Genomic DNA, 15,461 nt, shown 5'->3' with positions numbered 1-15,461 from the left:
AGCCGGGCAGCCTTGCCCTGGGGTAGGTGAAAGGCGCGGCGCCCGGCTATCCTGCCGCAGCGGCGCGGCCCCCTGAATTCGTCATTGGAACTTGAAGAAAAGCGGACCGATTCACGCCGGACTCATGGCGGTCTCGCGGCCTTGTCGGGAACCCGTAGTTCGGGAGGAGGTGCCGGATGGGTCGACGCCAGTTAGGCCAGTGCTTCTGCCATAGCGCAATGAAAAATGGCCGCCCGGGAGGGCGGCCATTGATCTCGAAAGCCGGGGCCGTCTCACATCAGGCCAACGCTGAGGTCGATGCCACGCGCCATCAGGCTGAACGAGGCGAGAAGACCCGCGCAGCAGAACAGGATGATGGCTTTGAAGGAGTAAGCGCTCGAATGCGTTTCGACGCCAGCAGGAATCGCGAGTGAAATCATGCTCATGTTCATTCCCCCCCCTTTGTTGATCCTGAATTGCATCAGGTGGGGGAGCTTCTAGAGCAAAAAGTTTGATACGGGATTGCGAGGGATACTTAATGAAATCGCAAGAGATCGCCTGCTCGCGGGGAGCGGCGATCAGGTTGCCCAGGACTAGTTGCGACCTGTTTTCAGTACCTTGGCAATGGTTTCGGCCGTCATCGCGGCGCGATCCGAGGCGCGCTGCGCGGCCAGCCGATCCCTGGCCTTTTCCACGATCAACAGCTCGATCAGGGCCAGCCGCTTGTTCTCGTCGACCGCCTCGGTCAGCAAGCGGTGATAGCGGTGGTAGTCGAAGCCGATGTCTTGTTTACGCATGTCACGCCCCCGCGCATACGCCACGCAAGGTTGAACTGTTTCTCAATGGAAACAGACAGGCAAGCGCGATCCGGCCGGGAACGCGGCGTTCGAGTCAATGATCTGTGAATTACGCGTCGGTGTGGCGCAGCGCCGGCCGCGATCGGCTCACTCGGCGTTGTGATCGGCAAACATCTTCAGCCCGACGAAGCTCGCATCGGGCTTCATGACAAGCCAGCTCGGGATGTTGTGCAGATAGTCCTGGAAGCGTCCCTTTGCCTCGAAGCGGGCCCGGAACGCGGAGGCCGCAAGGAACTCCGGAAAGCGCGGCACGATGCCGCCGGCGATGTAGACGCCGCCGCGGGCCCCGAAGGTCACGGCCAGATTGCCGGCAACGGAGCCGAGGATGGCGCAGAACATCTCCAACGTCGCGCGGCTAACGCCGCAACTGCCGTCAAGCGCCGCCTTGGTGATCTCAGCCGCGTTGCGCTTCGGCGCCTCGACGCCGTCGACCTCGGCGAGGGCCTCGTAGAGGCTCTGCAGACCGGAACCGGAAAGCGCGCCGCGCTCGATGGAGACATGGCCGAAGCGCCGGCGCATGCAAGCGATCACGCGCTCTTCGCGCTCGTTCTCCGCCGGCAGGGTCGCGTGTCCCGCTTCCGTGACGACCGCCAGCCGGGCGCCATGTCGCTCGATCAGGCAGGAGACGCCAAAGCCGGTTCCCGGCCCGATCACGAGCAACGGCTCTCCGGCCAGGCCGCCCTGGCCGCCGAGCGGGATCAGGTCGGCGGGCTGCAAGGCGGGCAGGGACCAGGCCACCACCTCGAAATCGTTGAGCACGTGCACACTGTCGAAGCCGAGTGCCGGCTGCAGCTCGTTGCCGTCGATGACCCAGGGGCTGTTGGTCATGACACAGCGGTTGTTGGTTACGGGACCCGCGACGGCCAGCATGGCCCTTTTGGGCTGCCCGCCGCGGGAGCGTCGCGCCAAAACATCGCTGATGGCTTCTCGGACGGTCGGGAAGTCGGCGACCTTCACATAGTCGATCGATCCGACCTGGTCGCCCCGGCTCAGCGCGAAGCGCGCGTTGGTGCCGCCGATATCGGCGAGAAGAATCGTCTGTCCTGTCTTGCCGATACTCATGGCCACACGGCTGCCGCGGCCTTGACGGCTGCGGGAACCTTTTGCCTCCGCTCCTTCGATCCGCGAATTCGCGGACGGTTTGAGAATCTGCCGTTGGGCGCGAGTAGTCAACACAGAGGAGGGCAAACCGTTGCACGCGGGGACAATCGAACGGATCATTCCCGCGACATTGTCCCGCGCGGTCGTCGAGGCGGTTGCGAAGCGGCCCGGGAAGATCGACATTGGAGGAAACGTCCAGCGCCCGTGGCGCGCGGCGCGTGGGAACGAGGCCAGCGATGAAGATCTCCGACCGTGACGTGCTGCTCGTGATCGACGTGCAGAACGACTTCTGCACCGGCGGGGCGCTCGCCGTCCCCGGTGGTGAGAAGGTCGTCCCCGCGATCAACCGCGTTGCCCAAAGATTTGACAATGTCGTGCTGACCCAGGACTGGCATCCGCATGATCATGTGTCCTTCGCGCCGAACCATGCGGGCAGGCAGCCCTTCCAGACGATCGAACTCGACTACGGCACCCAGGTGCTCTGGCCCTCCCATTGCGTGCAAGGCACGGCCGGCGCCGAATTCCATCGGGATCTGCACGTCACCCGGGCCAGCCTCGTGGTGCGCAAGGGATTTCGGCGCGGCATCGATTCCTATTCGGCATTGTTCGAGAACGACCACAAGACGCCGACCGGCCTGCTCGGGTACCTGCGCGAACGCGGGCTGAAGACCGTCTTCGTCGCCGGCCTCGCGCTCGATTTCTGCGTCCGCTTTTCGGCTGAAGATGCCCGCAAGGCGGGCCTTCAGGTTGCGGTCATCGAGGATGCCTGCCGTGGCATCGACCTCGACGGCTCGGTGGCGGCGACCCATCAGAGTTTTCGGACGCTCGGCATTTCCGTTGTCAGCCTCGAGGCGTTCTTATGACGAGGTGAACTAGTCGTGGCGGAGAAGACTGGCAAACAACCGACCGGATCGGGCGATCCGCTGCTGTGGCCGTTTACGGCGGCGCAGCTCGCGATGGATGCCTGCTTGTGGTGGTTGGAGCGCAAACCTGTGGAGCAGGACGACAGCAGCTTGCCGTGGACGACGCAAAACACCGTCGCGCTGGAGCTTGCGACCATGCGCCTGCGCCGCTGCGGCGGGACGCGGTCCGGCCAGCCGGCCCTGGTCTGCGCGCCTTACGCCCTGCATCGCGCACTGGTCGCCGACTTCGCGCCCGGCCACAGCGTCGTGGAATCCCTTCGGAGCGGCGGTATCGATCAGGTCTATCTCACGGATTGGCGCTCGGCATCGCCGGAGATGCGCTATCTCTCGATCGACAGCTATCTCGGCGATCTCAACGTTGCCATCGACGAGATCGGCGCGCCGGTCGACCTGATCGGCCTGTGCCAGGGCGGATGGTTGTCACTCGTCTACGCGGCCCGCTTTCCCGCCAAGGTGCGGCGGCTGGTGCTGGTCGGCGCGCCCGTCGACCTCTCGATCGATTCCGAGCTGTCCCGGCTCACCCGCAACGCGCCGGAGGTGGTCTACGACCAGCTCGTGGCGCGCGGCGGCGGCAATGTGAGCGGCGAGGAGATGCTGCGCTTCTGGTCGAAAACCCCGAGCCAGGACGACATCGCGGCGGCGTTGCAGAAGGATCTCTCCGACGAGGAGGGCGCAGCGCTACTTCAGCGTTTCGATAGCTGGAACGCGGAAACGCTCAATCTGCCCGGCACCTACTATCTTCAGGCCGTCAACTGGATCTTCCGGGAGAACCGGATCGCGGCCGGCAATTTCACAGCGCTGGGCCACGAGATCAATCTGAAGAACGTCAAGGCGCCGGTCTTCCTGCTGGCTGGGCTCGACGACGACGTCGTGCCGGCCGCGCAGGCGCTCGCGACCGCCCGTCTTCTGGGAACGCCGCCAGCCTTCGTCGCGGCGGCCTCCGAGCCCAGCGATCACCTCGGCCTGTTCATGGGAGCACGGACCCATGCGCACGCCTGGCCTCGAATCGCGGGGTGGCTGCGGGACGATTTGAGCGGCGTTCTGGCACGCAGCGCCTGATCCGGCCGAAGAGGCGCGGAAGTGCAAATCCGTTATGCATGACGGCGAATGGTCTGCACGGGCCCATGTCGATGGGCTAGATATGACCTGAGATCGCGCGGCCGGACGACGCCTCCCGATCCGACAAGAGATTAAGGGTACTGCGCTCGATGAGCTTTCACTCGATTTATGCCCACGGATTTGCACGCGTGGCGGCCTGCGTCACCACCTCCCACGTGGCGGATCCCTCGGCCAATGCGAAAGCCATCGTGACGGCGGCGAATGCCTGTCACGCGCAGTCGGTGGCGGTCGCCGTGTTTCCCGAGCTGTGCCTGTCCGGCTATGCGATCGAAGACCTGGTCATGCAGGATCCGCTGCTCGATGCGGTCGAGCGCGGACTCGCCGCAATCGTCGAAGCCTCTTCGACCCTGATGACCGTCCTGATCGTCGGCGCGCCGCTGCGCCATGGGGCCCGCATCTACAATTGCGCCGTCGTCATTCATCGTGGCAACGTTCTCGGCGTCGTGCCCAAGACCTACTTGCCGACCTATCGCGAGTTCTACGAGGGACGGCATTTCGCTTCCGGCGCCGGAATCGTCGGCGATGCCATTGCGATCGGCCAGCTCCGCGCGCCGTTCGGCGTTGATCTCCTGTTCGCCGCCGAGGACGTCCCCGGCCTCACCATTGGCGTCGAGATCTGCGAGGACATGTGGATCCCGGTGACGCCGGCCTCGGAGCTCGCGCTTGCCGGTGCGAGCGTGCTGATCAATCTCTCCGGCAGCCCGATCACGATCGGCCGGGCGCGCTCGCGCGCGCTGCTGTGCCAATCCACCTCTGCGCGCTGCCTTGCAGCTTACGTCTATGCCGCGGCCGGCGCAGGGGAATCGACCACTGACCTATCCTGGGACGGCCAGACCTCGATCTATGAGAACGGCGTGCTGCTGGCCGAGGGCGAGCGGTTCCGGCAGGATGGCCAGATCACGCTCGCCGACGTCGATCTCGACCTGCTCAGGCAGGAGCGGGCCCTGATGGGCACGTTCGACGACAACCGCCGCCAGCGCGAGGGCAGCTTCAGCAAGGTCGCCTTCGCCTTGAGGCCGCCCGGCGCCGATATCGGTTTCCTGCGCAAGGTCGAGCGTTTTCCGTTCGTGCCAAGCGATGAGAGCCTGCTTGAGCAGGATTGCTACGAGGCCTACAACATCCAGGTCGCCGGCCTCGTGCAGCGCATGCGCGCGACCGGCACCAAGCGCGTCGTCATCGGCGTCTCGGGCGGGCTGGACTCCACCCACGCGCTGATCGTTGCTGCCAAGGCCGTCGACCTGCTCGGCCTGCCGCGCAGCAACATCCTGGCCTACACCATGCCGGGCTTCGCCACCGGCAGTGAAAGCAAGACCAACGCGCTGGCGCTGATGAGGGCGTTGCAGTCGAGTTCGCAGGAGCTCGACATCCGCACCACGGCGACCCAGATGCTGAAGGACATTGGCCATCCCTTCGGCAAGGGCGAAGCAGTGTACGACATCACCTTCGAGAACGTGCAGGCGGGCCTGCGCACCGACTATCTGTTCCGCCTCGCCAACCATCACGGCGGTATCGTCATCGGGACCGGCGATCTCTCCGAGCTCGCGCTTGGCTGGTGCACGTATGGCGTCGGCGACCAGATGGCGCATTATAATGTCAATGCCGGCGTGCCGAAGACGTTGATCCAGCACCTGATCCGCTGGGTGATCGCATCAAGGCAGTTCAGCGAGGACGTGAACCGGACGCTCGCGTCGATCCTCTCTGCCGAAATCTCGCCCGAGCTGGTTCCGGTCAAGCCGGGCGAGAAGCCGCAGAGCACGGAGGCTTCCGTCGGTCCTTACGAGCTCCAGGATTTCAACCTGTTCTATACGCTGCGGTTCGGAATGCGGCCGTCGAAGATCGCCTTCCTGGCGCTGCATGCGTGGAAGGACGTCGGCAAAGGCGAGTGGCCGCCGGCTTTCCCCAGCGATCGACGCAGGGCCTATGATCTTACGGAGATTCGCCGCTGGTTAGAGGTGTTCCTGCGGCGCTTCTTCGCGTTCAGCCAGTTCAAGCGCTCGGCCATGCCGAACGGACCAAAGGTCTCGGCCGGCGGCTCGTTGTCGCCCCGCGGCGACTGGCGTGCGCCGTCGGACTCCAGTGCCGCGGCGTGGCTCGAGGATCTCGCGCGGAACGTGCCGAACTAAGTCGGGAAGGGCGGCCCAAACGACATCGCGCCGCGCGGCCCATATAGCCGGCGGCGCGATGTTGCGTTCAGTCTAGAAAAGTACGAGGTCCGGAGTGCCTAGGAGTCCGGACCTCGTAACCTTGCCCCAGCCTTCAATCCCTGCCCCATGTGGTCCCCCAACCCCATGTAGCGCGATCAGAGGGTGATGCCCTTGGTAGTGGCCGCCGATCGATGCGCGCGATGTACGCGAGATCGGGCTAGGATTCCATTCCGGATCACTACGGACACGAGCGCGTTTGCTGTCGCGCGCAGGACATGGTCGTCGTCGTGGACGCATCGATCGCCGATGCCTGAAATGGATGCGCGGGGTCCGGCGATGTCCACATCTCCTCGGCGAAGCGGAACCTGCATTTCACGGGCCTGTCATTGAACTGGTCTAGCGCTGCCCTTGTCATCGCCGACTGCCAAAGGAGCAAGCCATGTCCACACCGGTGCTGGGCGCCGCTCTGTCCATCAAATCGATTCCCGTACACCGTGACTGGCTCCTGGAACGGCAGCGCGATCTCGAAATCCAGGACTTCTTTCGTGCGGATCTCCTCGACAGCGACTGGCGCGCGACCGCCGGCGAGATCAAGCAGATGCTCACGGGTCATACCGGGCGGCTCGGCATCCACGGCCCGTTCTGGGGCTTCAAGATCGACAGCCACGATCCCCTGATCCGGCAGGCTGTCACGAAGCGTCTGCTCCAGGGCCTCGATGCCGCGGAATTCCTCGGCGCGACGCAGATGGTGATCCATTCGCCGTTCACGACCTGGGACCACAACAATCTCGATCTCTACCCGGAGAACCGCGGCAACCTGGTCGAACGGGTGAAGGCGACGCTCGCCGAGGTGATCGCGCGTGCCGAAAAGACCGGCTGCGAGATCGTCATCGAGAACATCGAGGACAAGGATCCGCGCGATCGCGTGCGCCTCGCCAAGGCGCTCGAAAGCAGCAAGGTGCGCGTCTCACTCGACACCGGACACGCCAACTACGCGCATGTCTCCACCGGAGCGCCGCCGGTCGACTATTACGTCGATGCGGCCGGTGACATGTTGACGCATGTCCACCTCCAGGACACCGACGGCTTTGCCGACCGGCATTGGGCGCCGGGCGAAGGCAACATCCGCTGGGCCGCCGTGTTCCGCGCGCTTGGCCGGCTGACGTCCAACCCGCGGCTGATCCTTGAGCTCCGCAATCACGACGACGTTCGCGCCGGCGCCGCGCATCTCGCTGCGCTCGGGCTCGCTGAATAACCGACATCAAGGGCAGGGATTACTGTCATGAGCAAGCTCACCCGTCGCACCATCCTGAAGTCCGGCACTGCTGCCGCAGGCACCCTTATCCTGCCGCGCTTTGCGATCGCGCAGGGCGACAACCGTCCGTCGGTGACGATCGCCGTGCAGAAGGTGACGAATTCGAACGTGCTCGACGTGCTGCGCGAGCAGTCCAATGTCGGCGAGCGCGTGTTCTTCTCGTCGATTTGGGAAGGCCTGATCTCCAAGAACTGGCGCGGCAGTCTCGAGGCCGTGCCGGGCCTCGCCACCGAGTGGCGCCGCATCGACGACCAGACCGTCGAGGTGAAGCTGCGGCAGGGCGTGAAGTTCCACAATGGCGACGAGCTGACGGCGGAGGACGTCGTCTTCACTTTCAGCCGCGAGCGCATGTTCGGCGAGACCGAGGCCAAGAGCCGCACCACCGTCCAGGCCTTCGAGAAGATCCCGACGCCGCGCCCCGGCAAGGAATTGCCGCCGGACGTGCCTGCCGTCGCCCGCCGGATCTGGCCGGACCTCGTGCGCGTCGATGCCGTCGACAAGTACACCGTGCGTTTCTACAACGCGACGCCCGACGTCACGATCGAGGGCCGGCTGTCGCGCTACGGCTCGGACATCATGAACCGCCGTGCGTGGGAGGAGTCTGCAAGCTATCTCGACTGGGCGCGCAAGCCGTTCACGACGGGCCCGTACAAGGTCGTTGAGCTCAAGCCCGACGTATCGCTGACGCTGGAAGCGCATGACGAATATTGGGGCGGCCGGCCGCCGCTCAAGCGCATCCGCTTCCTGGAAGTGCCGGAGGTCGCAAGCCGCATCAACGGCCTGCTCTCGGGCGAATACCAGTTCGCCTGCGATATCCCGCCGGACCAGATCGCCGGCATCGAGAAGAATGCCGCGTTCGAAGTGCAGGGCGGCACCATCCTCAATCACCGCCTGACCGTATTCGACAAGAACCACGCCCAGCTCGCCAATCCCCTGGTGCGGCGTGCCTTCACCCACGCGATCGACCGACAGGCCATCGTCGACAGCCTGTGGGCCGGCCGCACCCGCGTGCCGAAGGGCCTGCAGTGGGAATTTTATGGCGACATGTTCAACGCCGACTGGAGCGTGCCGGCCTATGATCCGAAGCTTGCGCAGGATCTGTTGAAGCAGGCCAGCTACAAGGGCGATCCAATACCCTATCGCCTGCTCAACAACTACTACACCAACCAGGTCGCGACCGCGCAGATCCTGGTCGAGATGTGGAAGTCCGTCGGCCTCAACGTGCAGATCGAGACCAAGGAAAACTGGTCGCAGATCATGGAACGCGCGCCGACCCGCGCAGTGCGCGACTGGTCGAATTCGGCGGCCTTCAACGATCCCGTGTCGTCGCTGGTCGCCCAGCATGGTCCGAACGGCCAGCAGCAGCAGATCGGCGAATGGACCAACGTCGAGCTGAACAAGCTCTCGGAGTTTTTGGAGACCTCGACCGATCGCGATGCGCGCAAGAAGGCGTTCCGCCGTATGTTGGAGATCACCGAGCGCGAGGACCCCGCCTACACGGTGCTGCACCAGAACGCGACCTTCACGGCCAAGCCGAAGTCGATCAAGTGGAAGGCGGCGCCGGCGTTCGCGATGGATTTCCGCGCCGGCAATTTCGAGGCGTAAGCCGTGCCGCCGCTGGTCAGCATCCAGGGCCTGAGCGTCGCCTTCAATGGCATGCCGGTGCTGCGCGGTGTCGATCTCACTCTGCAGAAGGGCGAGGCGCTCGGCCTCGTCGGCGAGTCCGGGTCCGGCAAGTCGGTGACATGGCTTGCCGCCCTCGGGCTGCTGCCGCGGCATGCACAAGTCTCCGGCTCCGTGCGGCTTGATGGGCGCGACATCCTCGGCGCACCTGCCGCCGAGCTCGACCAGGTGCGGGGCGGGCGGGTCGCCATGATCTTTCAGGATCCGGCGAGCGCACTCAATCCGGTACTGACCATCCGCAAGCAGCTCTGCGAGTCTCTCGCGTTGCATCGCGATCTCTCGGGCGAGGCGGTGAAAGCGGAAGCGCGCCGGCTGCTCGATCTCGTCGGCATTCCCGATGCGGCGCGCCGGCTCTCCGCCTATCCTCACGAATTCTCCGGCGGCCAGGTCCAGCGCATCATGATCGCGATGGCCTTGGCCGGAAATCCCGATCTTCTCGTCGCGGACGAGCCGACGACTGCGCTCGATGCCACCATCCAGGCGCAGATCCTGGAGCTGCTCGCCTCAGTCCGCCGCGAGATGGGCATGGCGATGGTGCTGATCAGCCATGATCTCGGTGTCGTCGCTGAAAATTGCGACCGGGTCGCGGTGATGTATGCCGGCCGCATCGTCGAGGAGGCGCCGGCCAACCAGCTCTTCGCCGATCCCGTGCACCCCTATGCACAGGGCTTGATCGGCGCGTTGCCGCCGCTCGACGGCCCGCGCCGGCGTCTGACCGCAATCCCCGGGACCGTGCCCGATCCTGCGATGATGCCGAGCGGCTGTGCCTTTGCGCCACGCTGCGCGCTGGCGACCGAGCAATGCACCCCCGCTGCGCCGAGCCTGGCGCCGATCGCGGACGGTCGCACGGTTGCTTGTGTTCGGGCCGAGACGGCGCGGCGCGCGCTGCTCGGGGTCGCCGCCGAATGAGCCCTCCGCTCGTCGAGGTTTCCGCGATCTCGCGCAGCTACAGCATGCGCTCCGGAATGTTCGGCCGGAGCGCGGCCGTCCATGCGGTGGACGGCGTCTCGCTCACGATCCGCAGAGGCGAAACGCTCGGGCTCGTCGGGGAGTCCGGCTCGGGTAAGTCGACCACGGGCCGGATCGTGCTCGGGCTGGAGCCCCCCGATCGTGGTGGGGTTAAGTTCGACGGCAAGCCCATGGCCGCGCCCGGAACGCGCGAATGGCGCGCGCAACGGGTGCGCATGCAGATGATCTTTCAGGACCCGCTTGGCGCACTGGATCGGCGCCTGCCGGTCGCAGCACAGATCCGCGAGCCCTTGGATATTCACGGCCTCGGCACGCCGGCTGAACGTGAGGAGCGGCTGCGTGAATTGCTGCGGGCGGTCGAACTCACGCAGGCGCATGGCGCGCGCTACCCGGGTGCGCTCTCCGGCGGACAGCGCCAGCGCATCGTGCTGGCGCGGGCGCTGGCGACGAAGCCCGATTTCCTGGTATGCGACGAGCCAGTCAGCGCGCTCGATGTCTCGATCCAGGCCCAGGTCGTGAACCTGCTGGCCGATCTTCAGGCGCAGTTGTCCTTGACGCTGATGTTCATCAGCCACGATCTGCGCGTTGTCCGCCAGATCAGCACCACCGTCGCGGTCATGTATCTCGGCCGCATCGTCGAACTCGGTAGTGCCGACGATCTGTTCGCGCGACCGGAGCATCCCTATACGCAGGCGTTGGTCTCGGCATCGCCGGCGCCGGGCCGCCGCAGCGCGGGCCGCATCGTGCTGGCGGGCGATCCGCCGAACCCGGCCGCGCGCCCCATTGGCTGCGCCTTCCATCCGCGCTGCCCGCGCGCGATCGCGCGCTGCGCAAGCGAGGTGCCGGTCTTGTCTGCCGTCGGCGGAGACCGGCAGGTCGCATGCCATCTCGTGACGGGCCCTCAGGCCGAGACGCGGGACGCGGCGTGATGGGACGCTATTTCGCCATTCGTATCGGACGCGCGGCCTTGACGATCATCCTCGTCGTGACCTTCGCCTTCGTCGTGCTGCGTCTTTCCGGGGATCCCGCGCTGATGATCTTGGGGCCGGAAGCGCCGCCGGAGGTCATTGCGGCCTTCCGCAAGGCCTGGGGCCTCGATGATCCCATCTGGATGCAGTACGTCGACTATTTTGGTGCTATCGCCAAGGGCGAGCTCGGCCGTTCCATGCGCGACGGCCGGCCCGCGATTGAGCTCGTGCTGGAGCGGATCCCCTCGACGCTGGCGCTGACGCTGCCGGCCTTCGCGTTCAAGGTGGCGCTCGGCATTCCCGCCGGTATCTACGCCGCGCTGCATCGCGGTTCCGCGATTGACCGCGCCGTGATGATCACGGCGGTCGCCGGCTTCACCGTGCCGAGCTTCGTGCTGGCGCTGCTGCTCGTGCTCGTCTTCGCCGTGCAGCTTGGCTGGCTGCCCTCGGGCGGACAGGAGAGCTGGCGTCACGCGATCCTGCCGATCGCAACGCTCGGCCTTGGTGGCGCCGCGGTGCTGGCGCGCTTCACCCGCAGCGCGATGCTGGAGGTGCTGGGCCAGCCCTATATCCGCACGGCCTCGGCCAAGGGCGTGCCCTGGCGCAAGGTCGTGACCGCGCATGCGCTGCCGAACGCGGCGATCCCGACCGTGACCATTTTGGGCTTCATGGTGGGAACGCTGATCGCGGGCGCCGTCGTGGTCGAGAGCGTGTTTGCCTGGCCCGGAGTAGGGCGCCTGCTCGTCGTTGCCGTCGCCAACCGCGACCTCGCCGTGGTGCAATGCATCCTCTTGCTGGTCGCGCTGACCATGGTCACGTCCAACCTGATCGTCGATTTCCTCTACGGCTTCCTCGATCCGCGCCTGCGTGCGAAGGGAGCCCACGCATGACCGACGCGACGCTGAAAGATAGCACCGTTCGCAGGCGCATCAGCTTTCCGGCGATCCCGCTGTCGGTCGCGCTCGCGGCCACCTGGATCGTTGCGATGCTGGTGATCGCAATCTTTGCCGAGAAGATTGCGCCTTACGGCTTCACCCAGCTCGACCTGCGCAACCGGCTGGCTGCACCCTGCAATGTCACGCATTGGCTCGGCACCGACGAACTCGGACGCGACGTGCTGTCGCGGCTCCTCGTGTCCATCCGCATCTCGCTCCTGATCGCCTTCGGCGCGACGGCGATATCGGCCATCGTCGGCACGACGCTCGGCTTCCTCGCCGCACACTTCCGAGGCGTCGTCGAGCAGCTCGTGCTGATGCTGTCCGACTTCCAGGCCAGCATGCCCTTCCTGATCATGGCGCTCGCGGTGCTTGCCTTCTTCGGCAATTCGCTGCCGCTGCTGATCGGCCTCATGGGCCTGTTCGGGTGGGAGCGCTACGCCCGCATCGCGCGGGGACTAGCCATCTCCGCCAACGCGCAAGGCTACGCGGCCGCCGTCCGCCAGCTTGGCGCGACGCCGTCGCGGATCTATCTGCGGCACATCCTGCCGAACATCGCCTCGACCCTGATCGTCTCGACGACGCTGGTCTTCCCCGAGGTGATCCTGATGGAATCAGGCCTGTCCTTCCTCGGCCTCGGCGTGCAGCCGCCGATGACCAGCCTCGGCAACATGGTCGGCTACGGCCGCGAATATCTGACGCGGGCGCCCTGGATCATGCTGGCGCCGGCGACCACGATCGTCGTGACCACGCTGGCGGTCTCCGTGATCGGGGATTGGCTGCGCGACCGGCTCGACCCGACCCTGCAATAGCCCGCGCCGGGAGCAGGGGAGGCCTGCGCAAGGCCGATCCGACCCTGTCAGGGCCAAGTTCCCGTTGCGCCAGCCCACCCCGTGCGCTATCCGGCCGGAAACGCCTGAGGCGGCTTCCATATTTTCCCGCCCGGCTCATCCAACCAGGACGGAAACCGCCATGCCAGCCTATCGCTCCCGCACCACCACCCACGGCCGCAACATGGCGGGCGCCCGCGGCCTCTGGCGCGCGACGGGCATGAAGGATGCGGATTTCGGCAAGCCGATCATCGCGGTCGTCAACTCCTTCACCCAGTTCGTGCCCGGCCACGTCCACCTGAAGGACCTCGGCCAGCTCGTCGCCCGCGAGATCGAGCAGGCCGGCGGCGTCGCCAAGGAGTTCAACACCATCGCGGTCGACGATGGCATCGCCATGGGCCATGACGGCATGCTCTATAGCCTGCCCTCGCGCGAATTGATCGCCGACAGCGTCGAGTACATGGCCAACGCCCATTGCGCCGACGGTCTCGTCTGCATTTCCAACTGCGACAAGATCACGCCCGGCATGCTGATGGCGGCGCTTCGGCTCAACATCCCCGCCGTGTTCGTCTCGGGCGGGCCGATGGAAGCCGGCAAGGTCAAGCTCCAGGGCAAGACCAAGGCCGTCGACCTGATCGATGCCATGGTGGCCGCGGCCGACTCCAAGGTCAGCGACGATGACGTCAAGGTGATCGAGCGCTCGGCGTGCCCGACCTGCGGCTCCTGCTCGGGCATGTTCACCGCGAATTCGATGAACTGCCTGACCGAAGCGCTGGGCCTCGCGCTGCCCGGCAACGGCTCGGTGGTCGCGACGCACGCCGATCGCAAGCGGCTGTTCGTCGAGGCCGGCCACACCATCGTCGATATCGTCCGCCGCTACTACGAGCAGGACGATCCGTCGGTGCTGCCGCGCAACATCGCCAACTTCAAGGCGTTCGAGAACGCGATGACGCTGGACATCGCCATGGGCGGTTCGACCAACACCGTGCTGCATCTGCTCGCCGCCGCCCATGAAGGGCAGGTCGAGTTCACCATGCGCGACATCGACCGCCTGTCGCGCCGCGTGCCCGTGCTCTGCAAGGTCGCGCCGTCCGTTGCCGACGTGCACGTCGAGGATGTGCACCGCGCCGGCGGCATCATGGGCATTCTGGGTGAGCTCGATCGCGCCGGCCTGATCGACACTTCGGTCTCTACTGTGCATGCGCCGACCATGAGCGACGCGCTGGAGCGCTGGGACGTCAAGCGCTCCAAGAGCGAGGCCGTGCGCACCTTCTATCGCGCCTCGCCCGGCGGCATTCCCACGCAAGTGGCCTTCAGCCAGGAGCGCCGCTACGACGAGCTCGACGTCGATCGTGAGAAGGGCGTCGTGCGCGATCTCGAGCATGCCTTCAGCAAGGACGGCGGTCTTGCCGTGCTCTACGGCAACCTCGCGCAGGACGGCTGCATCGTGAAGACCGCCGGCGTCGATGCCTCGATCCTGAAATTCTCCGGTCCCGCGCGCGTGTTCGAAAGCCAGGACGCTGCGGTGGAAGGCATTCTGGGCGGCAAGGTCGTTGCCGGTGAGGTTGTCGTTGTGCGCTACGAAGGCCCGCGCGGCGGCCCCGGCATGCAGGAGATGCTCTATCCGACGAGCTATCTGAAATCGATGGGCCTCGGCAAAGCCTGTGCGCTCGTCACCGACGGCCGCTTCTCCGGCGGCTCGTCCGGCTTGTCGATCGGGCATCTGTCGCCGGAAGCAGCCGAAGGCGGCAATATCGGTCTCGTGCGCGATGGCGATCGCATCGCCATCGACATCCCGAACCGCAGCATCAGCCTTGAAGTGTCCGACGAGGAGCTCGCCAAGCGCCGCGCGGAGGAAGAGGCGAAGGGCGATGCCGCCTGGCAGCCGCAGAACCGCAAGCGCAACGTCTCGACTGCGCTTCAGGCTTACGCTGCGCTCACCACCAGCGCCGCGCGCGGCGCAGTGCGCGAGGTCAAGCGGCGCTCGAACTGAGCGCCGCATCGTCCGCCACCAGCGGATAGTCAACAAGTACTTTGCGATCGGCAACACTCTGCCGGTCGCGTTAAGGATGCCCCGACGAACTTCGGCAGCTTTGGATTTCGCGACCTATATTGGCGCGCGCCGACCTTCGGATCCAAATCATTTCGGGCAACTGGGGCTCCACCAAAAATGTGTCGTACTCTTGCTGTCGCTTTCTCCGCGGCCGTCGCCGCCATTTCCATAACGGGCGCAGCCTCCGCCGGCTGCTACAATTGCTACACGCCGCCGCCCTGCGCGACCTGCTATCAGCAGCAATACGTCCCGCCGCAGTACCGCACCGTTGACGAGACCGTGATGGTCTCGCCGAGCTCCGTGGTCGCGCATCGCACGCCGGCGCAGTACCGCACCGTGATGGTGCCGCAGACCGTGATGGTTGCGCCCCCGAGCGTCCAGTACGAGCGTATCCCGCCGCAATACGCCACGCGCCAGCGCGTCGAGATGGTCTCGCCGGGCTATTCCTATTACGCCCCGTTGGCCATTGGCTGCGCGTCCTGCGGCTACTAAGCCGACATGACAATCGACCTTTGCGCGGCGCTCATCGCGAGCGCCGCGTATTCTTTTGCCTGATGCAAACGAGGCCCGGAAATGGAGGGGGAC

At 65.7% G+C, this 15,461-nt stretch carries 14 protein-coding genes; 11 read left to right on the top strand and 3 right to left on the bottom strand.

Annotated features, from left to right (window positions below; all coding sequences use genetic code 11):
* Positions 1 to 272 precede the first annotated feature (272 nt).
* From AYJ54_RS51465 to glk, 3 genes are all read right to left on the bottom strand, one after another.
* Positions 273 to 425, bottom strand: coding sequence for a hypothetical protein (locus AYJ54_RS51465; protein WP_201724271.1), 153 nt, complete (start codon positions 423 to 425; stop codon positions 273 to 275).
* Between the two features lie 147 nt (positions 426 to 572).
* A complete protein-coding gene (locus AYJ54_RS28690) occupies positions 573 to 776 on the bottom strand; it encodes a hypothetical protein (protein ID WP_063704207.1) in 204 nt (67 codons plus the stop codon).
* 147 nt (positions 777 to 923) lie between these two features.
* Positions 924 to 1,898: a glucokinase gene (gene glk / locus AYJ54_RS28685; protein ID WP_063704304.1), complete on the bottom strand. Its 975-nt coding sequence runs from the start codon at positions 1,896 to 1,898 to the stop codon at positions 924 to 926.
* Positions 1,899 to 2,173: 275 nt separating this feature from the next.
* Here glk and pncA point away from each other — a divergent pair, with 275 nt between their 5' ends.
* From pncA to AYJ54_RS28630, 11 genes are all read left to right on the top strand, one after another.
* Complete coding sequence (gene pncA, locus AYJ54_RS28680) at positions 2,174 to 2,800, top strand: bifunctional nicotinamidase/pyrazinamidase (RefSeq protein WP_063704206.1); 627 nt, start codon at positions 2,174 to 2,176, stop codon at positions 2,798 to 2,800.
* Positions 2,801 to 2,815: 15 nt separating this feature from the next.
* Complete coding sequence (locus AYJ54_RS28675; RefSeq protein WP_063704204.1) at positions 2,816 to 3,919, top strand: alpha/beta fold hydrolase; 1,104 nt, start codon at positions 2,816 to 2,818, stop codon at positions 3,917 to 3,919.
* 149 nt (positions 3,920 to 4,068) lie between these two features.
* Positions 4,069 to 6,102 carry an NAD(+) synthase gene (locus AYJ54_RS28670; RefSeq protein WP_063704203.1) on the top strand — a complete coding sequence of 678 codons (2,034 nt, stop codon included), beginning with the start codon at positions 4,069 to 4,071 and terminating at the stop codon, positions 6,100 to 6,102.
* A 460-nt stretch (positions 6,103 to 6,562) separates the two neighbouring features.
* Positions 6,563 to 7,378 (top strand): sugar phosphate isomerase/epimerase family protein, encoded by an 816-nt coding sequence (locus AYJ54_RS28665; protein ID WP_063704201.1) that lies wholly within the window; start codon positions 6,563 to 6,565, stop codon positions 7,376 to 7,378.
* A gap of 27 nt (positions 7,379 to 7,405) precedes the next feature.
* A complete protein-coding gene (locus tag AYJ54_RS28660) occupies positions 7,406 to 9,043 on the top strand; it encodes an ABC transporter substrate-binding protein (RefSeq protein ID WP_063704199.1) in 1,638 nt (545 codons plus the stop codon).
* Between the two features lie 3 nt (positions 9,044 to 9,046).
* Positions 9,047 to 10,030: an ABC transporter ATP-binding protein gene (locus tag AYJ54_RS28655; RefSeq protein WP_063704198.1), complete on the top strand. Its 984-nt coding sequence runs from the start codon at positions 9,047 to 9,049 to the stop codon at positions 10,028 to 10,030.
* Entirely contained in the window at positions 10,027 to 11,019 is a 993-nt protein-coding gene (locus AYJ54_RS28650) for an ABC transporter ATP-binding protein (protein WP_063704196.1), read from the top strand. Before AYJ54_RS28655 ends, AYJ54_RS28650 begins: the two co-directional genes overlap by 4 nt.
* Complete coding sequence (locus tag AYJ54_RS28645) at positions 11,019 to 11,948, top strand: ABC transporter permease (protein ID WP_063704194.1); 930 nt, start codon at positions 11,019 to 11,021, stop codon at positions 11,946 to 11,948. The genes AYJ54_RS28650 and AYJ54_RS28645 overlap by 1 nt, the downstream gene beginning before the upstream one ends.
* Positions 11,945 to 12,805, top strand: a complete 861-nt coding sequence (locus AYJ54_RS28640) for an ABC transporter permease (protein ID WP_063704193.1) — start codon at positions 11,945 to 11,947, stop codon at positions 12,803 to 12,805. Before AYJ54_RS28645 ends, AYJ54_RS28640 begins: the two co-directional genes overlap by 4 nt.
* A gap of 160 nt (positions 12,806 to 12,965) precedes the next feature.
* Positions 12,966 to 14,816, top strand: coding sequence for a dihydroxy-acid dehydratase (gene ilvD / locus AYJ54_RS28635; protein WP_063704191.1), 1,851 nt, complete (start codon positions 12,966 to 12,968; stop codon positions 14,814 to 14,816).
* Between the two features lie 177 nt (positions 14,817 to 14,993).
* Positions 14,994 to 15,368 carry a hypothetical protein gene (locus AYJ54_RS28630; RefSeq protein WP_063704189.1) on the top strand — a complete coding sequence of 125 codons (375 nt, stop codon included), beginning with the start codon at positions 14,994 to 14,996 and terminating at the stop codon, positions 15,366 to 15,368.
* The last annotated feature ends 93 nt before the right edge of the window (positions 15,369 to 15,461 follow it).

Origin of the sequence: Bradyrhizobium centrolobii, from assembly GCF_001641635.1 — a bacterium.
In the GTDB taxonomy this organism is placed as follows: Bacteria; Pseudomonadota; Alphaproteobacteria; order Rhizobiales; family Xanthobacteraceae; genus Bradyrhizobium; species Bradyrhizobium centrolobii.
This window is presented reverse-complemented; position numbering and strand designations above follow the sequence as displayed.

Bases quoted from the DNA above. Each gene is read 5' to 3' on its own strand.
- AYJ54_RS51465 (WP_201724271.1), bottom strand. From the start codon at position 425: ATGAGCATGATTTCACTCGCGATTCCTGCTGGCGTCGAAACGCATTCG.
- AYJ54_RS28690 (WP_063704207.1), bottom strand. From the start codon at position 776: ATGCGTAAACAAGACATCGGCTTCGACTACCACCGCTATCACCGCTTG.
- glk (WP_063704304.1), bottom strand. From the start codon at position 1,898: ATGAGTATCGGCAAGACAGGACAGACGATTCTTCTCGCCGATATCGGC.
- pncA (WP_063704206.1), top strand. From the start codon at position 2,174: ATGAAGATCTCCGACCGTGACGTGCTGCTCGTGATCGACGTGCAGAAC.
- AYJ54_RS28670 (WP_063704203.1), top strand. From the start codon at position 4,069: ATGAGCTTTCACTCGATTTATGCCCACGGATTTGCACGCGTGGCGGCC.
- AYJ54_RS28665 (WP_063704201.1), top strand. From the start codon at position 6,563: ATGTCCACACCGGTGCTGGGCGCCGCTCTGTCCATCAAATCGATTCCC.
- AYJ54_RS28660 (WP_063704199.1), top strand. From the start codon at position 7,406: ATGAGCAAGCTCACCCGTCGCACCATCCTGAAGTCCGGCACTGCTGCC.
- AYJ54_RS28650 (WP_063704196.1), top strand. From the start codon at position 10,027: ATGAGCCCTCCGCTCGTCGAGGTTTCCGCGATCTCGCGCAGCTACAGC.
- AYJ54_RS28645 (WP_063704194.1), top strand. From the start codon at position 11,019: ATGGGACGCTATTTCGCCATTCGTATCGGACGCGCGGCCTTGACGATC.
- AYJ54_RS28640 (WP_063704193.1), top strand. From the start codon at position 11,945: ATGACCGACGCGACGCTGAAAGATAGCACCGTTCGCAGGCGCATCAGC.
- ilvD (WP_063704191.1), top strand. From the start codon at position 12,966: ATGCCAGCCTATCGCTCCCGCACCACCACCCACGGCCGCAACATGGCG.
- AYJ54_RS28630 (WP_063704189.1), top strand. From the start codon at position 14,994: ATGTGTCGTACTCTTGCTGTCGCTTTCTCCGCGGCCGTCGCCGCCATT.